General features: G+C 71.8%; 15 protein-coding genes. 10 read left to right on the forward strand and 5 right to left on the reverse strand.

The window, feature by feature from the left end; all coding sequences use genetic code 11:
- Positions 1-38: 38 nt before the first annotated feature.
- Together ABZ664_RS26820 and ABZ664_RS26825 are read left to right on the forward strand one after the other, a co-directional pair.
- Positions 39-1,259 carry an MFS transporter gene (locus tag ABZ664_RS26820; RefSeq protein WP_362515537.1) on the forward strand — a complete coding sequence of 407 codons (1,221 nt, stop codon included), beginning with the start codon at positions 39-41 and terminating at the stop codon, positions 1,257-1,259.
- A 142-nt stretch (positions 1,260-1,401) separates the two neighbouring features.
- On the forward strand, positions 1,402-1,983 hold the full coding sequence (locus ABZ664_RS26825; RefSeq protein ID WP_362515539.1) for a dihydrofolate reductase family protein: 582 nt from the start codon (positions 1,402-1,404) through the stop codon (positions 1,981-1,983).
- Positions 1,984-2,023: 40 nt separating this feature from the next.
- Here the strand turns inward: ABZ664_RS26825 and ABZ664_RS26830 are convergent, their stop codons facing one another.
- The 3 genes from ABZ664_RS26830 to ABZ664_RS26840 form a co-directional block, all read right to left on the reverse strand.
- A complete protein-coding gene (locus ABZ664_RS26830) occupies positions 2,024-2,785 on the reverse strand; it encodes an SRPBCC domain-containing protein (protein ID WP_362515541.1) in 762 nt (253 codons plus the stop codon).
- Between the two features lie 48 nt (positions 2,786-2,833).
- Positions 2,834-3,568: a helix-turn-helix domain-containing protein gene (locus ABZ664_RS26835; RefSeq protein ID WP_362515544.1), complete on the reverse strand. Its 735-nt coding sequence runs from the start codon at positions 3,566-3,568 to the stop codon at positions 2,834-2,836.
- A gap of 96 nt (positions 3,569-3,664) precedes the next feature.
- Positions 3,665-4,021 carry a metalloregulator ArsR/SmtB family transcription factor gene (locus ABZ664_RS26840; RefSeq protein ID WP_362515546.1) on the reverse strand — a complete coding sequence of 119 codons (357 nt, stop codon included), beginning with the start codon at positions 4,019-4,021 and terminating at the stop codon, positions 3,665-3,667.
- Between the two features lie 48 nt (positions 4,022-4,069).
- Here ABZ664_RS26840 and ABZ664_RS26845 point away from each other — a divergent pair, with 48 nt between their 5' ends.
- The 4 genes from ABZ664_RS26845 (at position 4,070) to ABZ664_RS26860 (ending at position 6,933) form a co-directional block, all read left to right on the forward strand.
- The gene (locus ABZ664_RS26845) at positions 4,070-5,221 is read left to right on the forward strand and encodes a cation diffusion facilitator family transporter (RefSeq protein WP_362515548.1); all 1,152 of its coding nucleotides are present in this window, start codon (positions 4,070-4,072) and stop codon (positions 5,219-5,221) included.
- A 195-nt stretch (positions 5,222-5,416) separates the two neighbouring features.
- Positions 5,417-6,016: a hypothetical protein gene (locus ABZ664_RS26850; protein ID WP_362515550.1), complete on the forward strand. Its 600-nt coding sequence runs from the start codon at positions 5,417-5,419 to the stop codon at positions 6,014-6,016.
- A gap of 74 nt (positions 6,017-6,090) precedes the next feature.
- Positions 6,091-6,318, forward strand: a complete 228-nt coding sequence (locus tag ABZ664_RS26855; RefSeq protein WP_350947260.1) for a hypothetical protein — start codon at positions 6,091-6,093, stop codon at positions 6,316-6,318.
- Positions 6,319-6,351: 33 nt separating this feature from the next.
- On the forward strand, positions 6,352-6,933 hold the full coding sequence (locus tag ABZ664_RS26860) for a hypothetical protein (protein WP_362515553.1): 582 nt from the start codon (positions 6,352-6,354) through the stop codon (positions 6,931-6,933).
- A gap of 77 nt (positions 6,934-7,010) precedes the next feature.
- Here ABZ664_RS26860 and ABZ664_RS26865 read toward each other — a convergent pair whose 3' ends face one another.
- Positions 7,011-7,883, reverse strand: a complete 873-nt coding sequence (locus tag ABZ664_RS26865; protein WP_362515555.1) for an alpha/beta hydrolase — start codon at positions 7,881-7,883, stop codon at positions 7,011-7,013.
- 71 nt (positions 7,884-7,954) lie between these two features.
- Here ABZ664_RS26865 and ABZ664_RS26870 point away from each other — a divergent pair, with 71 nt between their 5' ends.
- The gene (locus tag ABZ664_RS26870; RefSeq protein ID WP_362515557.1) at positions 7,955-8,536 is read left to right on the forward strand and encodes a CGNR zinc finger domain-containing protein; all 582 of its coding nucleotides are present in this window, start codon (positions 7,955-7,957) and stop codon (positions 8,534-8,536) included.
- 247 nt (positions 8,537-8,783) lie between these two features.
- Positions 8,784-9,362, forward strand: a complete 579-nt coding sequence (locus ABZ664_RS26875; protein WP_362515559.1) for an HAD-IA family hydrolase — start codon at positions 8,784-8,786, stop codon at positions 9,360-9,362.
- On the opposite strand, the gene ABZ664_RS26880 is transcribed toward ABZ664_RS26875, so the two are convergent.
- Positions 9,326-9,661, reverse strand: coding sequence for a glycosyltransferase (locus ABZ664_RS26880; RefSeq protein ID WP_362515561.1), 336 nt, complete (start codon positions 9,659-9,661; stop codon positions 9,326-9,328). The two genes, ABZ664_RS26875 and ABZ664_RS26880, sit on opposite strands and share 37 nt — an antisense overlap.
- Positions 9,662-10,233: 572 nt before the next feature.
- Here ABZ664_RS26880 and ABZ664_RS26885 point away from each other — a divergent pair.
- Both ABZ664_RS26885 and ABZ664_RS26890 read left to right on the forward strand, forming a co-directional pair.
- The gene (locus ABZ664_RS26885; RefSeq protein WP_362515563.1) at positions 10,234-10,911 is read left to right on the forward strand and encodes a pyridoxamine 5'-phosphate oxidase family protein; all 678 of its coding nucleotides are present in this window, start codon (positions 10,234-10,236) and stop codon (positions 10,909-10,911) included.
- Positions 10,912-10,949: 38 nt separating this feature from the next.
- Complete coding sequence (locus ABZ664_RS26890; RefSeq protein ID WP_362515567.1) at positions 10,950-11,978, forward strand: zinc-binding alcohol dehydrogenase family protein; 1,029 nt, start codon at positions 10,950-10,952, stop codon at positions 11,976-11,978.
- The last annotated feature ends 68 nt before the right edge of the window (positions 11,979-12,046 follow it).

Genomic DNA, 12,046 nt, shown 5'->3' on the forward strand with positions numbered 1-12,046 from the left:
ACCTTACCGCCGAGCCGGTTCCGCTCTAGGGTCGGCCCATGGATCACCAGAAGGGCACCTCCGCGAAGACTCGCGCCGGCATCCTGAACCGCCCGCTGGTCCTGTTGCTGACCGCCTCGCTCGGTGCCCTCGGCGGCTTCTACCTGCTGGCGCCCGTCGTCCCCCTGTACGCGGCCACATCCGGCGCGGGCGGCGTGGGGGCGGGCCTGTCGACCGGCGCCATGATGCTGGGGACCGTGCTGACGGAGTTCGCGGTGCCCGCACTGCTGCGTGCGCACGGCTACCGGGCGGTCATGGGACTGGGCCTGTTCCTGCTCGGAGCACCCGCTCTCCTGTTGCCCGCGTCGGCGTCGATGCCCTCGGTACTGGGGATCTGCCTGGCACGGGGTGCCGGGCTCGGGCTCGTGGTGGTGGCCGGTGCGGCCCTGATCGCCGAACTGGTTCCCGCCGATCGGCGCGGCGAAGGACTGGGACTGTACGGGGTGGCCGTCGGGGTCCCCTCCATCGCCTGCCTGCCGCTGGGACTCTGGCTGAGCGAGCACGTCGGCTACGGACCCGTCTTCGCCGCCGGGGCGGCACTGTCACTGCTCGCGCTGGCCGCCGTCCCCGGCCTGCCCTCCCGGCGAGCGCGGACCGAGCGGCACGAGAAGGGCAACGGCCGAACTGGGCGCGGGCCTGTCGTCCTCCGCGACGGCGGGATCGCCAGGCCCGCACTCGTCTTCGCCCTGGTGACACCGGCCGCCGGCGTCCTGCTCACCTTCCTCCCGCTGGCCGCGCCGGAGGGGGCACGCGATCTGGTCGCGGTGGCCCTGCTCGTGCAGTCCTGTGCCACGCCGCTCGCGCGCTGGGCAGCGGGCCGGTACGGCGACCGCCACGGTTCCGCTCGCCTGCTGGCCCCCGCCGTCCTGGCCGCCGCTCTCGGCACAGCCGGACTCTTCTGGGTGGACAACCCCCTCGCGATGATCGTCGGCATGGGGCTCTTCGGAGCAGGGTACGGCGCGGCCCAGAACGCGACCCTGGCGCTGATGTTCGAGCGTGCCCCCGAATCCGCCTTCGGCCAGGTGAGCGCGGCCTGGAACCTCGCCTACGACGCCGGGCTCGGCGTCGGCGCGGTCGGGTTCGGGCTTTTGGTCGGACCGGTGGGCTACCCGGCGGGATTCGCCCTCACCGCCGCCGTGCTGCTCACCGCGCTCGCTCCCGCCCTGTACGACCGGACGAGGTACACCCCGGTGAGGAAAACGCGAGACACGGCGGCATGACCCGCGTCAGGAGGGCGATGACCTCCCACCCGCCGCGGGAGACGCACACCCATCGACGAGGGTTTCAACGCCCGAGTCCTGACGGTCAAGGCTTGACAACGGGGGCCCGGCGACACGGGTTCCGGCGACAGGAGGAAATCTCGTGGGCACGGTTCTGCTGAACATCACGATGTCGATCGACGGCTTCGTCGCCGGCCCCGACGTCAGCGTCGAGCACCCCATGGGTAAGGGTGGCGAGCGGCTCCACGAATGGCTGTTCAACGACGATGCCGACCGGGAGGTGGACGCCGGGGTGCAACGGGACCTGTCCGCCTCGACGGGTGCGGTGGTGCTGGGCAGGCGGACCTTCGACGTGGGCGTGGGCCTGTGGAAGGACACACCGTTCCCCGCGCCGTCCTTCGTGCTCACCCACGAGGAGCGGGAGGAACTGCCCATGACGAGCGGGACCTTCACCTTCGTCTCCGACGGCCTCGAGAGCGCGATCCGGCAGGCGGGGGAGGCGGCGAAGGAGAAGAACGTCCTCGTGATGGGCGGGGCGGACATCGCCGAACAGCTTGTGCGAGCCGGACTCGTGGACGAGATCCGGCTCCAGCTCGCACCGGTGCTGCTCGGGACGGGCGTCCGGCTCTTCGACCGCCTGGCCGGTGACCGCGTCGAACTGGAGAGGACCTTTATGGCCGGGTCGGCACGCGTCACGCATCTGCGGTTCCGCGTGCTGAGTTAGGGGGAGGCGCCGCTGGAACCTCCCGCCCGGCAGGACTCCGTTACGCGTCCGGTTCCCGCTTCGCGTCGGCGGGGGCGTCCTGGTCGTTCGCGGGCATCTCGGGGAAGTTCCGTCCCCACCACGCGTTCCAGCGGGATTCGAGGTCGGCGAACGCGCCGTCGTCGAGGCCGTATGTGGTGAGCACCATCATGGCGGCGCCGCCCGGGTTGGCGGGCGAGGGCGGGTTCTGCGCGGCGACGAGCAGGCCGTCGCCCCAGCCGTCGACGGTGAGACCGAGCTGGTTGGCCGAGCGGAACCGGACCTGACCGCGCAACGTCTCCCCGGTGGGGCCCCGCAACTCGTACGGGCTCGCCGGAGGCAGCCCGGCCACCTCCGCGAGGCCGGTGGCCTCCAGCACCGGTGTGGCCGCCGCACCGGAGAGGAAGACCGTGCGCCGGTCGGCGTCCGGGTGCCGTTCCAGGGCGAACGCGAGCTGGTGGACGAAGGTGATCCAGCCCTCACTGATGTCGTCGTAGTAGTCGTCCCATTCGGGGTCGCCACCTCGCGGAGCGCGGGTCACCCGCAGGTGCGTACGGCCGCCGAGGTCGGCCAGTTCGAACAGGTCGCCGCCCTGGACCTCCATGCGGCGCTCGGCGGCCGACTCCACGACGTTCTGGTGGTAGATGACCTCGATCTCCTCGTCGAGACCCTCGAAGTGCCAGCCGTGCCAGCGTCGGATCAGCTTGGGGTCGCGCAGCGCGTTCCACACGTCGTCGACGGGTGCGGCGATGGTGACCTCAAGGGAGAACGGCTCGTCTGTCATGGGATGCCTCCAACGTGGGAACCCCGGGCCGTGGGCCTGGGAGGGATGTCAGCTGCCGGTTTCCGGCGCCTCGGAGACCGAGTGCCCGTCTCTTTCCGGCGTGCCCGAGGTGTCATGCCCGCCGGTTTCCCGCGGGCCGGGCGCCGGATGTCCGCCGGCGACGAGACGGTAGGGCCGCCCTCCGGGAGTGTCGAAGCGTGCCGCCACCTGTGAGAGAGCGTCGGCGAGCGCGTCGGTGAAGTCGTGCACGTCGCCGGGCTCGGCGAAGCGCACCCGTGCCTCAAGGGTGAACGTCAGCAGCCGGACGCCCTTCCGGTCGGCGGCGGCGGCCATGCGGGTGACGTCGCGCACGGTGTCGGCGGCCACCTCGACGAGATGCTCGGCGGCGTACTGGTCGGCGACACGGCAAAACCCCTCGGCCACCCCGGCGGCCCCGTCGTCACCCCCTTCACCGCCGTCGGCTCCGTCCGCCTTACCGGCTTCATCGGCTTCGTTCGGTGAGGTGAGCACGCCGGGATCGACGAGGAAGGCGTTCGCGGTGACCCTCATGACGCGCTCGACGAAACCGCGCCGTGGGCGCTCTTCCACCAACTCGATCAGCCCGGCCTCCTCCAGCACCCTGAGGTGGTATCCGACCCGCTGGCGCGGCAGCTCCAGCTCGGTCGCGAGCTGGACTGCGGAGGCGGGCTCGCGCAGGCGGACGAGAAGCCGCCGGCGGATCGGGGTGAGCGCCACGCGCAGACGGTCGGGCTCGTCCATGAGTGTCATCTCGGTCGGCGTCACGCCCCCATGGAACCATTAGACAAATTAATCTGTCAATTGGCGGATCAATCGGACGCGACCACGAGGAGTCGCGATCACATCGGCGTCAGGTGCGCGTCAGTCGTGGCGCGGGGTGCCGGAGACCTCGTGATCGGCGTGGAAAAGAGCCTCACCGATGAGCGCGCGGACATGGGCGTCGCGGGCCCGATAGAGCACGCGGCGGCCGTCCCTGCGGGTGCGCACCAGTCCGGCGAGGCGGAGTTTCGCCAGGTGCTGGGAGACCGAGGGGCGCGCGACCCCGATCGCCTCCGCGAGCGAGCCGACGTCGTACTCCCCCGACGACAGCAGCCACATCAGGCGCAGTCTGGTGGCGTCACTGAGCATCCGGAACGCCTCGACGGCGGTCTCCACCTGGGCGCCGGTGGGTTGCTCCTGCGACGGCTTGTCACCTGACTCATTGTCGCGTGCATACATGACTACATATACTCCGGGAAAAGCGCATCGGCCGCAAACGAGGTAGCCATGTCCGACCAGCAGGACGCCGGTTCTCCGTCCCCCCGCGAGTCCACCGCCTCCGACTCTCCTCACGATCAGCGCCACGAGCCCGCGCACACGAATGGACATGGACATGGACACGGACACGGATCCGTCCATGAACACGGACACGAACGACAGGGCCCCGGCGGTCGCCGGTTCGTAGGGCTGCTCTCACGCGCCGGCCACGCCCTCACCCCGCACAGCCACGACAGCGCGAGCAGGACCGACTCCGCCCTGGAGTCCAGCAGTCGCGGGTTGCGCGTGCTGGCCGTCTCCTTCGCCGTGCTCATGGCGACCGCCCTCCTCCAGGCGGTGGTCGTGGCCTTCTCCGGTTCGGTCGCCCTCCTCGGTGACACGCTGCACAACGTCACCGACGCGCTCACCGCGATCCCCCTCGCGATCGCCTTCTTCCTCGGGCGCCGGGCCGCCAGCCGCAGGTTCACCTACGGCTACGGCAGAGCCGAGGACCTGGCCGGGATCGTCATCGTTCTGATCATCGCCGCCTCCGCCGCGCTCGCCGGGTACGAGGCCGCGCGGCGCCTGGCGGACCCCCAGGAGGTGCGGGCGCTCGGCTGGGTCGCCGCGGCGGCGGTGATCGGCTTCGCGGGCAACGAGTGGGTGGCCCGCTACCGGATCAGGGTCGGGCGCCAGATCGGATCGGCCGCGCTCGTCGCCGACGGACTGCACGCCCGCAGCGACGCCCTCACCTCGCTGGCCGTGCTGCTCGGCGCGGGCGGTTCCGCGCTGGGCTACCCCATCGTCGACCCGATCGTCGGCCTGCTGATCACGGTGGCCATCTGCTTCGTCCTCAGGGACGCGGCCCGCGAGATCTACCACCGGCTGATGGACGCGGTCGATCCGGCCCTGGTCGATCACGCGGAGCGGATACTGGCCGCCACCCGCGGTGTGCGGCGAGTGGGGTCGGTGCGGCTGCGCTGGGTGGGCCACACGCTGCGCGCCGAGGTCGACATCGTGGTCGGTGAGGACCTGTCGCTGCTCCAGGCACACACCGTGGCGGTGGAGGCCGAGCACCGGCTCATCCATCACCTGCCCCACCTGGGTGCCGCCACCGTGCACGCCGACCCGGACGACGGGGAAGGCGCCGATCACCACGCCGTCCTGGTCGGGCACCGGTAGGCGGTCCGTACGAGCGGCCCGCGGTTCCCCGGCCAGGATCCCTGCAGAGGTGCGGGCGGGCTCGATGGAGACGTACCCGTGCGAGCCCGGCGCGGGAGATGTAGTCTCACATGATCACCGTCGCGGCCCGTGGACCGGATCGGCCCGGCCGCAAGCCGTGGCGGCTCACCCCCCGATCCAGGAGAAGCGGCTGCGTTGGCCGATCACAGCAGAGGACGTCCCGGCTGGTTGCACGTCGGCCCACTGGAGGCGCGGTTGACCCGCACCTGGGAGCCTGGCACGTTCCCGCCGGCGGAAACGCTCCTCGCGATACTCACACTGGCGGCCATGCCGCAGGCTCTCGCCACCCGTCTGACCACCCACCTGAGCGGCGGCATCGTGGTGGGTCCTGGATCGGTGCCCGACCTTCCCGGCTTCGAGTGGCTGCGCGGTGTCGCACTGCCCCTGCAGGCGGGCCACTGGGAGCGCAGCGCGGGTGTGTACGATCCCCGGCAGCGGCGGATCGGGGTGGGGAGCGCCCCTTCGCCCTCGGTGTCGGTGTGCGGTCACGAGATCGGCCACGCCACCGACCACATGGACCGGCTTCCCTCGCACTCGCCCTTCTGGACCGGCCTGCACGCCCGCACCCGCGACCGTCTTCGGCCGCCCTACCGCGACGACGTCACCGAACTGTTCGCCGAGGCCTTCGCCTGCGTGCTCACCCGCAGGGCCACCCGGCTGCTCCACCTGATCGGCGAGGAGACGGAGGCCGAACAGGTGTACCACCGGCTGTCGGGGCAGTACGGCATCGGCTGACCGTGGGCGTGCCACGACCCCCGGAGCTATGCTGGGCGAACAGCGGTCAGGAGAGACGAAGGAAAGGCCACGCGATGAACGTGACCATGCTGCCGGGGGGCACCCTCCGCGTCCCCGCGACGACCACGCTGGACAACGGCACCAAGGTCGACGGCACCCGTGACATCGGCCGCGACGACCCCGAATACCCCGACTGGCTGCCCCTCGCGCAGGACGAGGACGAGCAGCGCCGCCGCGACGTCGAGGAGCGCGACTCCGACCGTGAGATCCTGACCCGCTGGCGCACCCGCCGGAGCGCGTGATCCACCCATCGCTCGTCCACCGTGCGCGAAACCGTGCGCGAACCGGTCTGCGGCACCTCCCGTGACTCCTGCGTGAACGACCACGCGCCGCGGATCTCGCTCTGGTTGCGCACCCGCCCCGCCCGAGCGGGCCGTACCCGCGTCCTGGCGGTCGAAGGCCGTTCGGGATCGGGTAAGTCCACCCTCGCCACCGCCCTGGCCTCGGAGCTGGCCGCGCCCGTCATACGGATGGACGACCTCTATCCCGGATGGGACGGCCTGCGGGGAGGGGTCGACGCGCTGGTCGAATGGGTCCTGCGTCCGCTGAGCCTTGAGCGGCCCGCGCGATGGCGGCGCTACGACTGGGCGGACGGCGGCTACGCCGAGTGGCACGAGGTCCCGGTCACCGAGATCCTGATCCTCGACGGCACCGGCTCCGGCGCTCTCGCCGCCGCGCCGTACCTGAGCGGCCTGCTGTGGCTGGAGGCGGCCGACGAGATACGCAAGGCCCGCGCGCTGGAACGCGACGGCGATCTCTACGCCCCGCACTGGGACCGCTGGGCGGCCCAGGAGGAGCGTTTCCACGCCCGCGACGACGTCCGCGCCCGCGCGGACCTGACGATCGCCACCACCTGAGGCCCGGGGGGGAAGCCATGCGGTGAGGCATCCCGTCATCCCTCCCCGCGCCTCGGCCGCAGCACCGGTGGGGGCGGTCAGCGGGGAAGGTTGCGCCCGAGGAAGTCGTCGATGAGCCGGGCGATCTGGGCTCCGTGGCTCTCCAGCGCGAAGTGACCGGCGGGAAGCAGGTGGATCTCCGCATCGGGCAGGTCGCGCTGGAAGGCCGTGGCGCCTCCCGGCCTGAAGATCTCGTCGTGGGCTCCCCATGCGGCGAGCAGCGGGACCTGGCTCGCGCGGAAGTACTCCTGGAAGACCGGGTAGAGATCGATGTTGGTGATGTAGTCGCGGGCGAGCCGGAGCTGTATCTCGGCGTTGCCCGAACGCCGCAGCAGCGCGAAGTCATGGCGCCAGGTGTCGGGGCTGACGAGGCTCTCGTCGGGCACGCCGTGGGTGTACTGCCAGCGGATCGCGTCGAGGGTCTGGAACTCACGGATGGGAGCCTCGGTGGCCGGGGAGGGATCGGCGCCGTAGGCCCGGATCGGCGCCCAGAAGTCCTCGTCCAGCCCGTCGAGGTAGGCGTTGCCGTTCTGGGTGACGATCGCGGTGACGCGCTCGGGGTGGGCGGCGGCGAGCCTCCAGCCGATGGGTGCGCCGTAGTCCTGCACGTACATGGCGAAGCGCGACAGGCCGAGTTGCTCGGTGAAGGCGGTGGTGATCTCGGCCAGGTTCGCGAAGGTGTAGTCGAAGTCGTTCACGGACGGCATCGCGGAGTGGCCGAAGCCGAGGTGGTCGGGTGCGACGAGCCGGTACCGGGTGGCCAGCCTCGGGATGAGATCACGGAACATGTGGGAGCTCGTCGGGTAGCCGTGCAGCAGGAGCAGGACCGGCGCGCCGGGGTCTCCGGCCTCCCTGTAGAAGATCTCCTGTCCGCGCACAACGGTGGTGCGGTAGCGGGTTCGCTCATCCATGCCTAACCTCTTCGATTCATTGAGGGGGTTACTTGCAACCAGCGAAGCACCATCACTGCTAACCTGTCAACATGCTCAAGGCGGTTATAGAGGATGTTGACCTTCTTCTGGACCTGCTCAACACCACCCCCGTGGTCGACGGCCTCCCCACAGACGCGCTGGAAGACCGGCGCGACGCCGCCCGGTGGCTGGGTGAGCGCGATCTGCCCCGTTCGCCGGCCACCGCCGCCTCGGCGCGCCGCGTCAGAGACGCGATCGCCCTCGTCGTCAGGGGCGAAGAACCCGCGCGGACGCTGGAGCCCTTTCTCGAAGGGGTGTCGCGAATCCCGTCGGTCGGCGACGACGGCGTGCGCTGGGAGTTGAACATCGGCTCCGCCGAACCGTTCAGCCTCCGATGCGTGTTGACCTGGGCGCATCTCCAAAAAACCCTGCCCGGCCGCCTGCGCCCGTGCGCCAACGACGACTGCCGCCTGTTCCTCATCGACCACAGCCGGGCCAACACCCGCCGCTGGTGCTCGATGGCCGCCTGCGGCAACCGCCTCAAGGCGCGGCGGCACCATCGGCGCGCGACGAACCGGGACGACACCCGGGCAGCGACGACCGACGACAAGGAAGGGGACTCTCCCCTGAGGTCCGGCCCGGTAGCCGGCTGACCGGCGCCGAGACCGGGCAGGCGTACGACCAAGGGGCGCCGGCATCCTTTCCACACCGCGGCGACCGAGATCCACACCTTGCAATCGCACACGAAGTACGATCGAATGAACACGAAAGAGTTCCGGAACGGCCCCGTACGATCATTTGATCACTCACGTCCCGCCGAGCGCGAGACGCGCGAAACCCATCCGCCGCATCTCGGCCGACACCGAGACCACCGGCGCAGGACGATTCCGAGGAGAGCCCGTGACCACGTGGATGCTGCTTGACTACGGCGAGGTCATCTCCACCTCGCAGCCGCCCGGCGCGACGGCCGCGATGGCCGAGCTCATCGGCCAGGACGAGGTGACCTTCCGCGACCGCTACTGGCGCCACCGCGACGCCTTCGACCGCGGTCAGGCCTCCCACTCGTACTGGAGCGGGGTCGCCGGCAGGACGCTCACCGAGGACGATCCGCTCGTCGCCAAGCTCGACGCGGCCGACGTCGAGGGCTGGCTGCACCTCAACCCGGAGAGCCTGCGCGCCATCGAGGAGCTCGCGGGACACCACGGGCTCGCCCTGCTGTCCAACGCCCCCGAGCCGCTGGCGGCCGCCATCGACGACGCCCCCTGGGCGGCGGCGTTCACCCATCGCTTCTACAGCTGCCGCCTGTCCCTGTCCAAGCCGGACCCCGCCATCTTCGAGGAGGTCCTGCGCCACCTCGGCGCCGCCCCCGGCGACGTCACCTTCATCGACGACCGGGCCGTCAACGTCCACGCCGCGGCGGCGCTCGGCATCAACGCCATCCTCTACCCGGACTGGCCGTCCACCCCTCGCGCGAGCTGACGGTCGCGGGCCGTCTCCCCGCCACGCGAGCCGGCGGGTTCGCGCAGGGCCTCGTACAGGGCGATGTGCCGCTCGGCGGCCGACCGCCAGGTGTGGCGGGCGGCGAGCAGGCGGCCCGCGGCCAGGCGGGCGAGGTCGTCTCCGGCCAGCGCCGCGCCGATCTGGCCGGCGAAACCCGCGGGGTCGGCGGCGAAGCGCGCGGCGGTCCCGAACACCTCGCGCAGGACCGGCAGGTCCCGGGTGACGAGTGGCACGCCCGCCGCCAGCGCCTCCATCGCCGCCAGTCCGGAGCCCTCCATGAGCGGGGGAAGGCGAAGACGGCCGCGGAGGCGACCAGCGACGGCAACTCCTCGTGACCGACGGGCCCCAGGACGACCGGTTCCACGCCGAGGGCGGCGGCGCGCCCGGTCCACCGGACCCGGTAGTCGCGATAATCGCGCGCTCGTGGTCTTCCACCGCGATCACGCTGAAGGTGCCCGCGAGTTCGGTGGTGGTCTGGTGCTGCCAGTCCACGGCTCGGCGCTTGGCTGTCGCGACTCCCGGCCGCGATGTTCGACGCCCTCCTCAAGCGGGCGGTCCGCAACCCGTACTGAGCCGTTTTCTTCGTGAAGGCGCAGGTCGCGGAACGAACCCCCGCAGGTCGAGGTCGGGACTGTGGCGACCGCCGATTCCAGGTCCCCAAGGAGCGGTTCCCTGAGCACGCCGACCCTCGCGTGACGGGGACGGCGAAGGTCCCGTCGAGCGGGTCGTTCCCGCATCGGATTAGCGGCGCACCAGGCAGGGGAGGCCTCAGGTGATGCCGATCGGGGGGCGCGGAGCCGGAGGAGCCCCGGACTCGCAGCGACATCGATCATCTCAGCGGGAGAATCCCATGACTGGACGCGTATCGGCCCCGGGCGGCCTCGGCCGCCGGATCGCCAGGCGACGCGAGGATCTCGGCCTCACCCAGGACGAGCTGGCGCGACGGGCCGGGATCGATCCGAGTCATCTCGCCCACCTGGAGGACTCGGCGGCCTCGCCGAACACCGGCACCGTGAACCGCGTGGCCACCGCCCTGGACACCAGGCCCGAGGAGCTGCTCGACGGGAAGGCCGCCCTGCCGTCCGAACGGGGACGGCCGCCCCTTCGGTCCGCGCTGGAGACGCTGGACAGGGACGAGTGCCTGCGGCTCATCACCCCCGGCGGGGTGGGGCGCGTCGCCTTCGAGGAGATCGGCGGGCCGGTGATCCTGCCGGTCGACTACGCCCTGCACGGCAGCTCGGTGATCTTCCGCACCGCTTTCGGCGGTCCGCTCGACGACGCCCTGCGCACCGGGGCCCAGGGGATCGAATCCAAGGTCGCCTTCGAGGTCGACCGGATCGACGACGCGGGCCGCGAGGGCTGGAGCGTGCTGGTGCGCGGCGGCATCCACCACGTCTCCTCGGAGGAGGACCGCGCCGCCCTGGCGGCGCTGGGCGTCCGGCCGTGGGCGGGGGGCGAGCGGGAGCCGTACGTGCGGATCGCCGCCACCGAGGTCACCGGCCGTCGCATCCGGCGGCGCGACCCGTGACCCCCGCCGAGCCGGCCCCTCCGTCTCAGGAGCCGCCCGTGATCCCCTCGGAGATGGACGCCTGGGTCGTCACCCACCCCGGGCCGATCTCCTCGCGTCCCCTGCGGCCGGTGCGCGTCCCCGTCCCCTCCCCCGGACGCGGTGAGGTGCTGGTCCGCGTGGAGGCCTGCGCGGTCTGCCGTACCGACCTGCACCTCGCCGAGGGCGATCTCCGGCCGCGACGCCCGCGGACCACGCCCGGCCACGAGGCCGTGGGCCGGGTGGTGTCCGCCGGCCCCGACGCCGGGCGGCTCGCGCCGGGCACCCGGGTGGGGGTGGCCTGGCTCCGCTCGACCTGCGGGCACTGTCGCTACTGCCTGCGGGGCGCGGAGAACCTCTGTCCCGGTTCGACCTACACCGGCTGGGACGCCGACGGCGGCTACGCCGAATACCTGACCGTTCCCGAGGACTTCGCCTACCCGCTCCCCGGCGACGTCCCCGCGGAGAAGCTCGCGCCGCTGCTGTGCGCGGGGATCATCGGCTACCGGGCCCTGCTCCGCAGCGACCTGCCACCCGGCGGGCGGCTGGGCATCTACGGCTTCGGCGCCTCGGCGCACCTGACCGCGCAGATCGCCGTCGCCCAGGGGGCGACCGTGCACGTGCTGACCCGCTCGGCGCGGGCCAGGGAGTTGGCCGTCGCCCTGGGCGCGGCCTCGGCGGGCGGCGCCGCGGACGCCCCGCCGAAACCGCTGGACTCGGCGATCCTGTTCGCCCCGGCAGGCGAGTTGGTGCCGGTCGCGCTGGCCGCCCTGGACCGGGGCGGAACCCTGGCGGTGGCGGGCATCCATCTCAGCGACATCCCGCCCCTGACCTATCAGCGGCATCTGTTCCAGGAGCGCACGCTGCGCAGCGTCACCGCCAACACCCGCGCCGACGGCCGCGCCTATCTGGAACTGGCGACGCTTCACCCACCCCGGGTGACGACGGTGCCCTATCGGCTGGCCGAGGCCGACCGGGCTCTGGCGGACCTGGCCGGGGATCGCGTCGAGGGCGCCGCCGTCCTGACGCTCTCCCATCCTGACCCCTGACGCGGGGGGGGCCCCCCAAATGGGGGGGGGACCCCCCCCCGGACAACACACGGGGCGGTACGCCCCCC

This window comes from Streptosporangium sp. NPDC006930, from assembly GCF_040635605.1.
Classification (GTDB): domain Bacteria; phylum Actinomycetota; class Actinomycetes; order Streptosporangiales; family Streptosporangiaceae; genus Streptosporangium.

What these genes read in the sequence shown, in the direction of transcription:
- ABZ664_RS26830 (WP_362515541.1), bottom strand. Translation starts at nt 2,785, where the DNA reads ATGACAGACGAGCCGTTCTCCCTTGAGGTCACCATCGCCGCACCCGTC.
- ABZ664_RS26885 (WP_362515563.1), top strand. Translation starts at nt 10,234, where the DNA reads ATGACTGGACGCGTATCGGCCCCGGGCGGCCTCGGCCGCCGGATCGCC.
- ABZ664_RS26865 (WP_362515555.1), bottom strand. Translation starts at nt 7,883, where the DNA reads ATGGATGAGCGAACCCGCTACCGCACCACCGTTGTGCGCGGACAGGAG.
- ABZ664_RS26845 (WP_362515548.1), top strand. Translation starts at nt 4,070, where the DNA reads ATGTCCGACCAGCAGGACGCCGGTTCTCCGTCCCCCCGCGAGTCCACC.
- ABZ664_RS26870 (WP_362515557.1), top strand. Translation starts at nt 7,955, where the DNA reads ATGCTCAAGGCGGTTATAGAGGATGTTGACCTTCTTCTGGACCTGCTC.
- ABZ664_RS26840 (WP_362515546.1), bottom strand. Translation starts at nt 4,021, where the DNA reads ATGTATGCACGCGACAATGAGTCAGGTGACAAGCCGTCGCAGGAGCAA.
- ABZ664_RS26820 (WP_362515537.1), top strand. Translation starts at nt 39, where the DNA reads ATGGATCACCAGAAGGGCACCTCCGCGAAGACTCGCGCCGGCATCCTG.
- ABZ664_RS26880 (WP_362515561.1), bottom strand. Translation starts at nt 9,661, where the DNA reads ATGGAGGGCTCCGGACTGGCGGCGATGGAGGCGCTGGCGGCGGGCGTG.
- ABZ664_RS26855 (WP_350947260.1), top strand. Translation starts at nt 6,091, where the DNA reads ATGAACGTGACCATGCTGCCGGGGGGCACCCTCCGCGTCCCCGCGACG.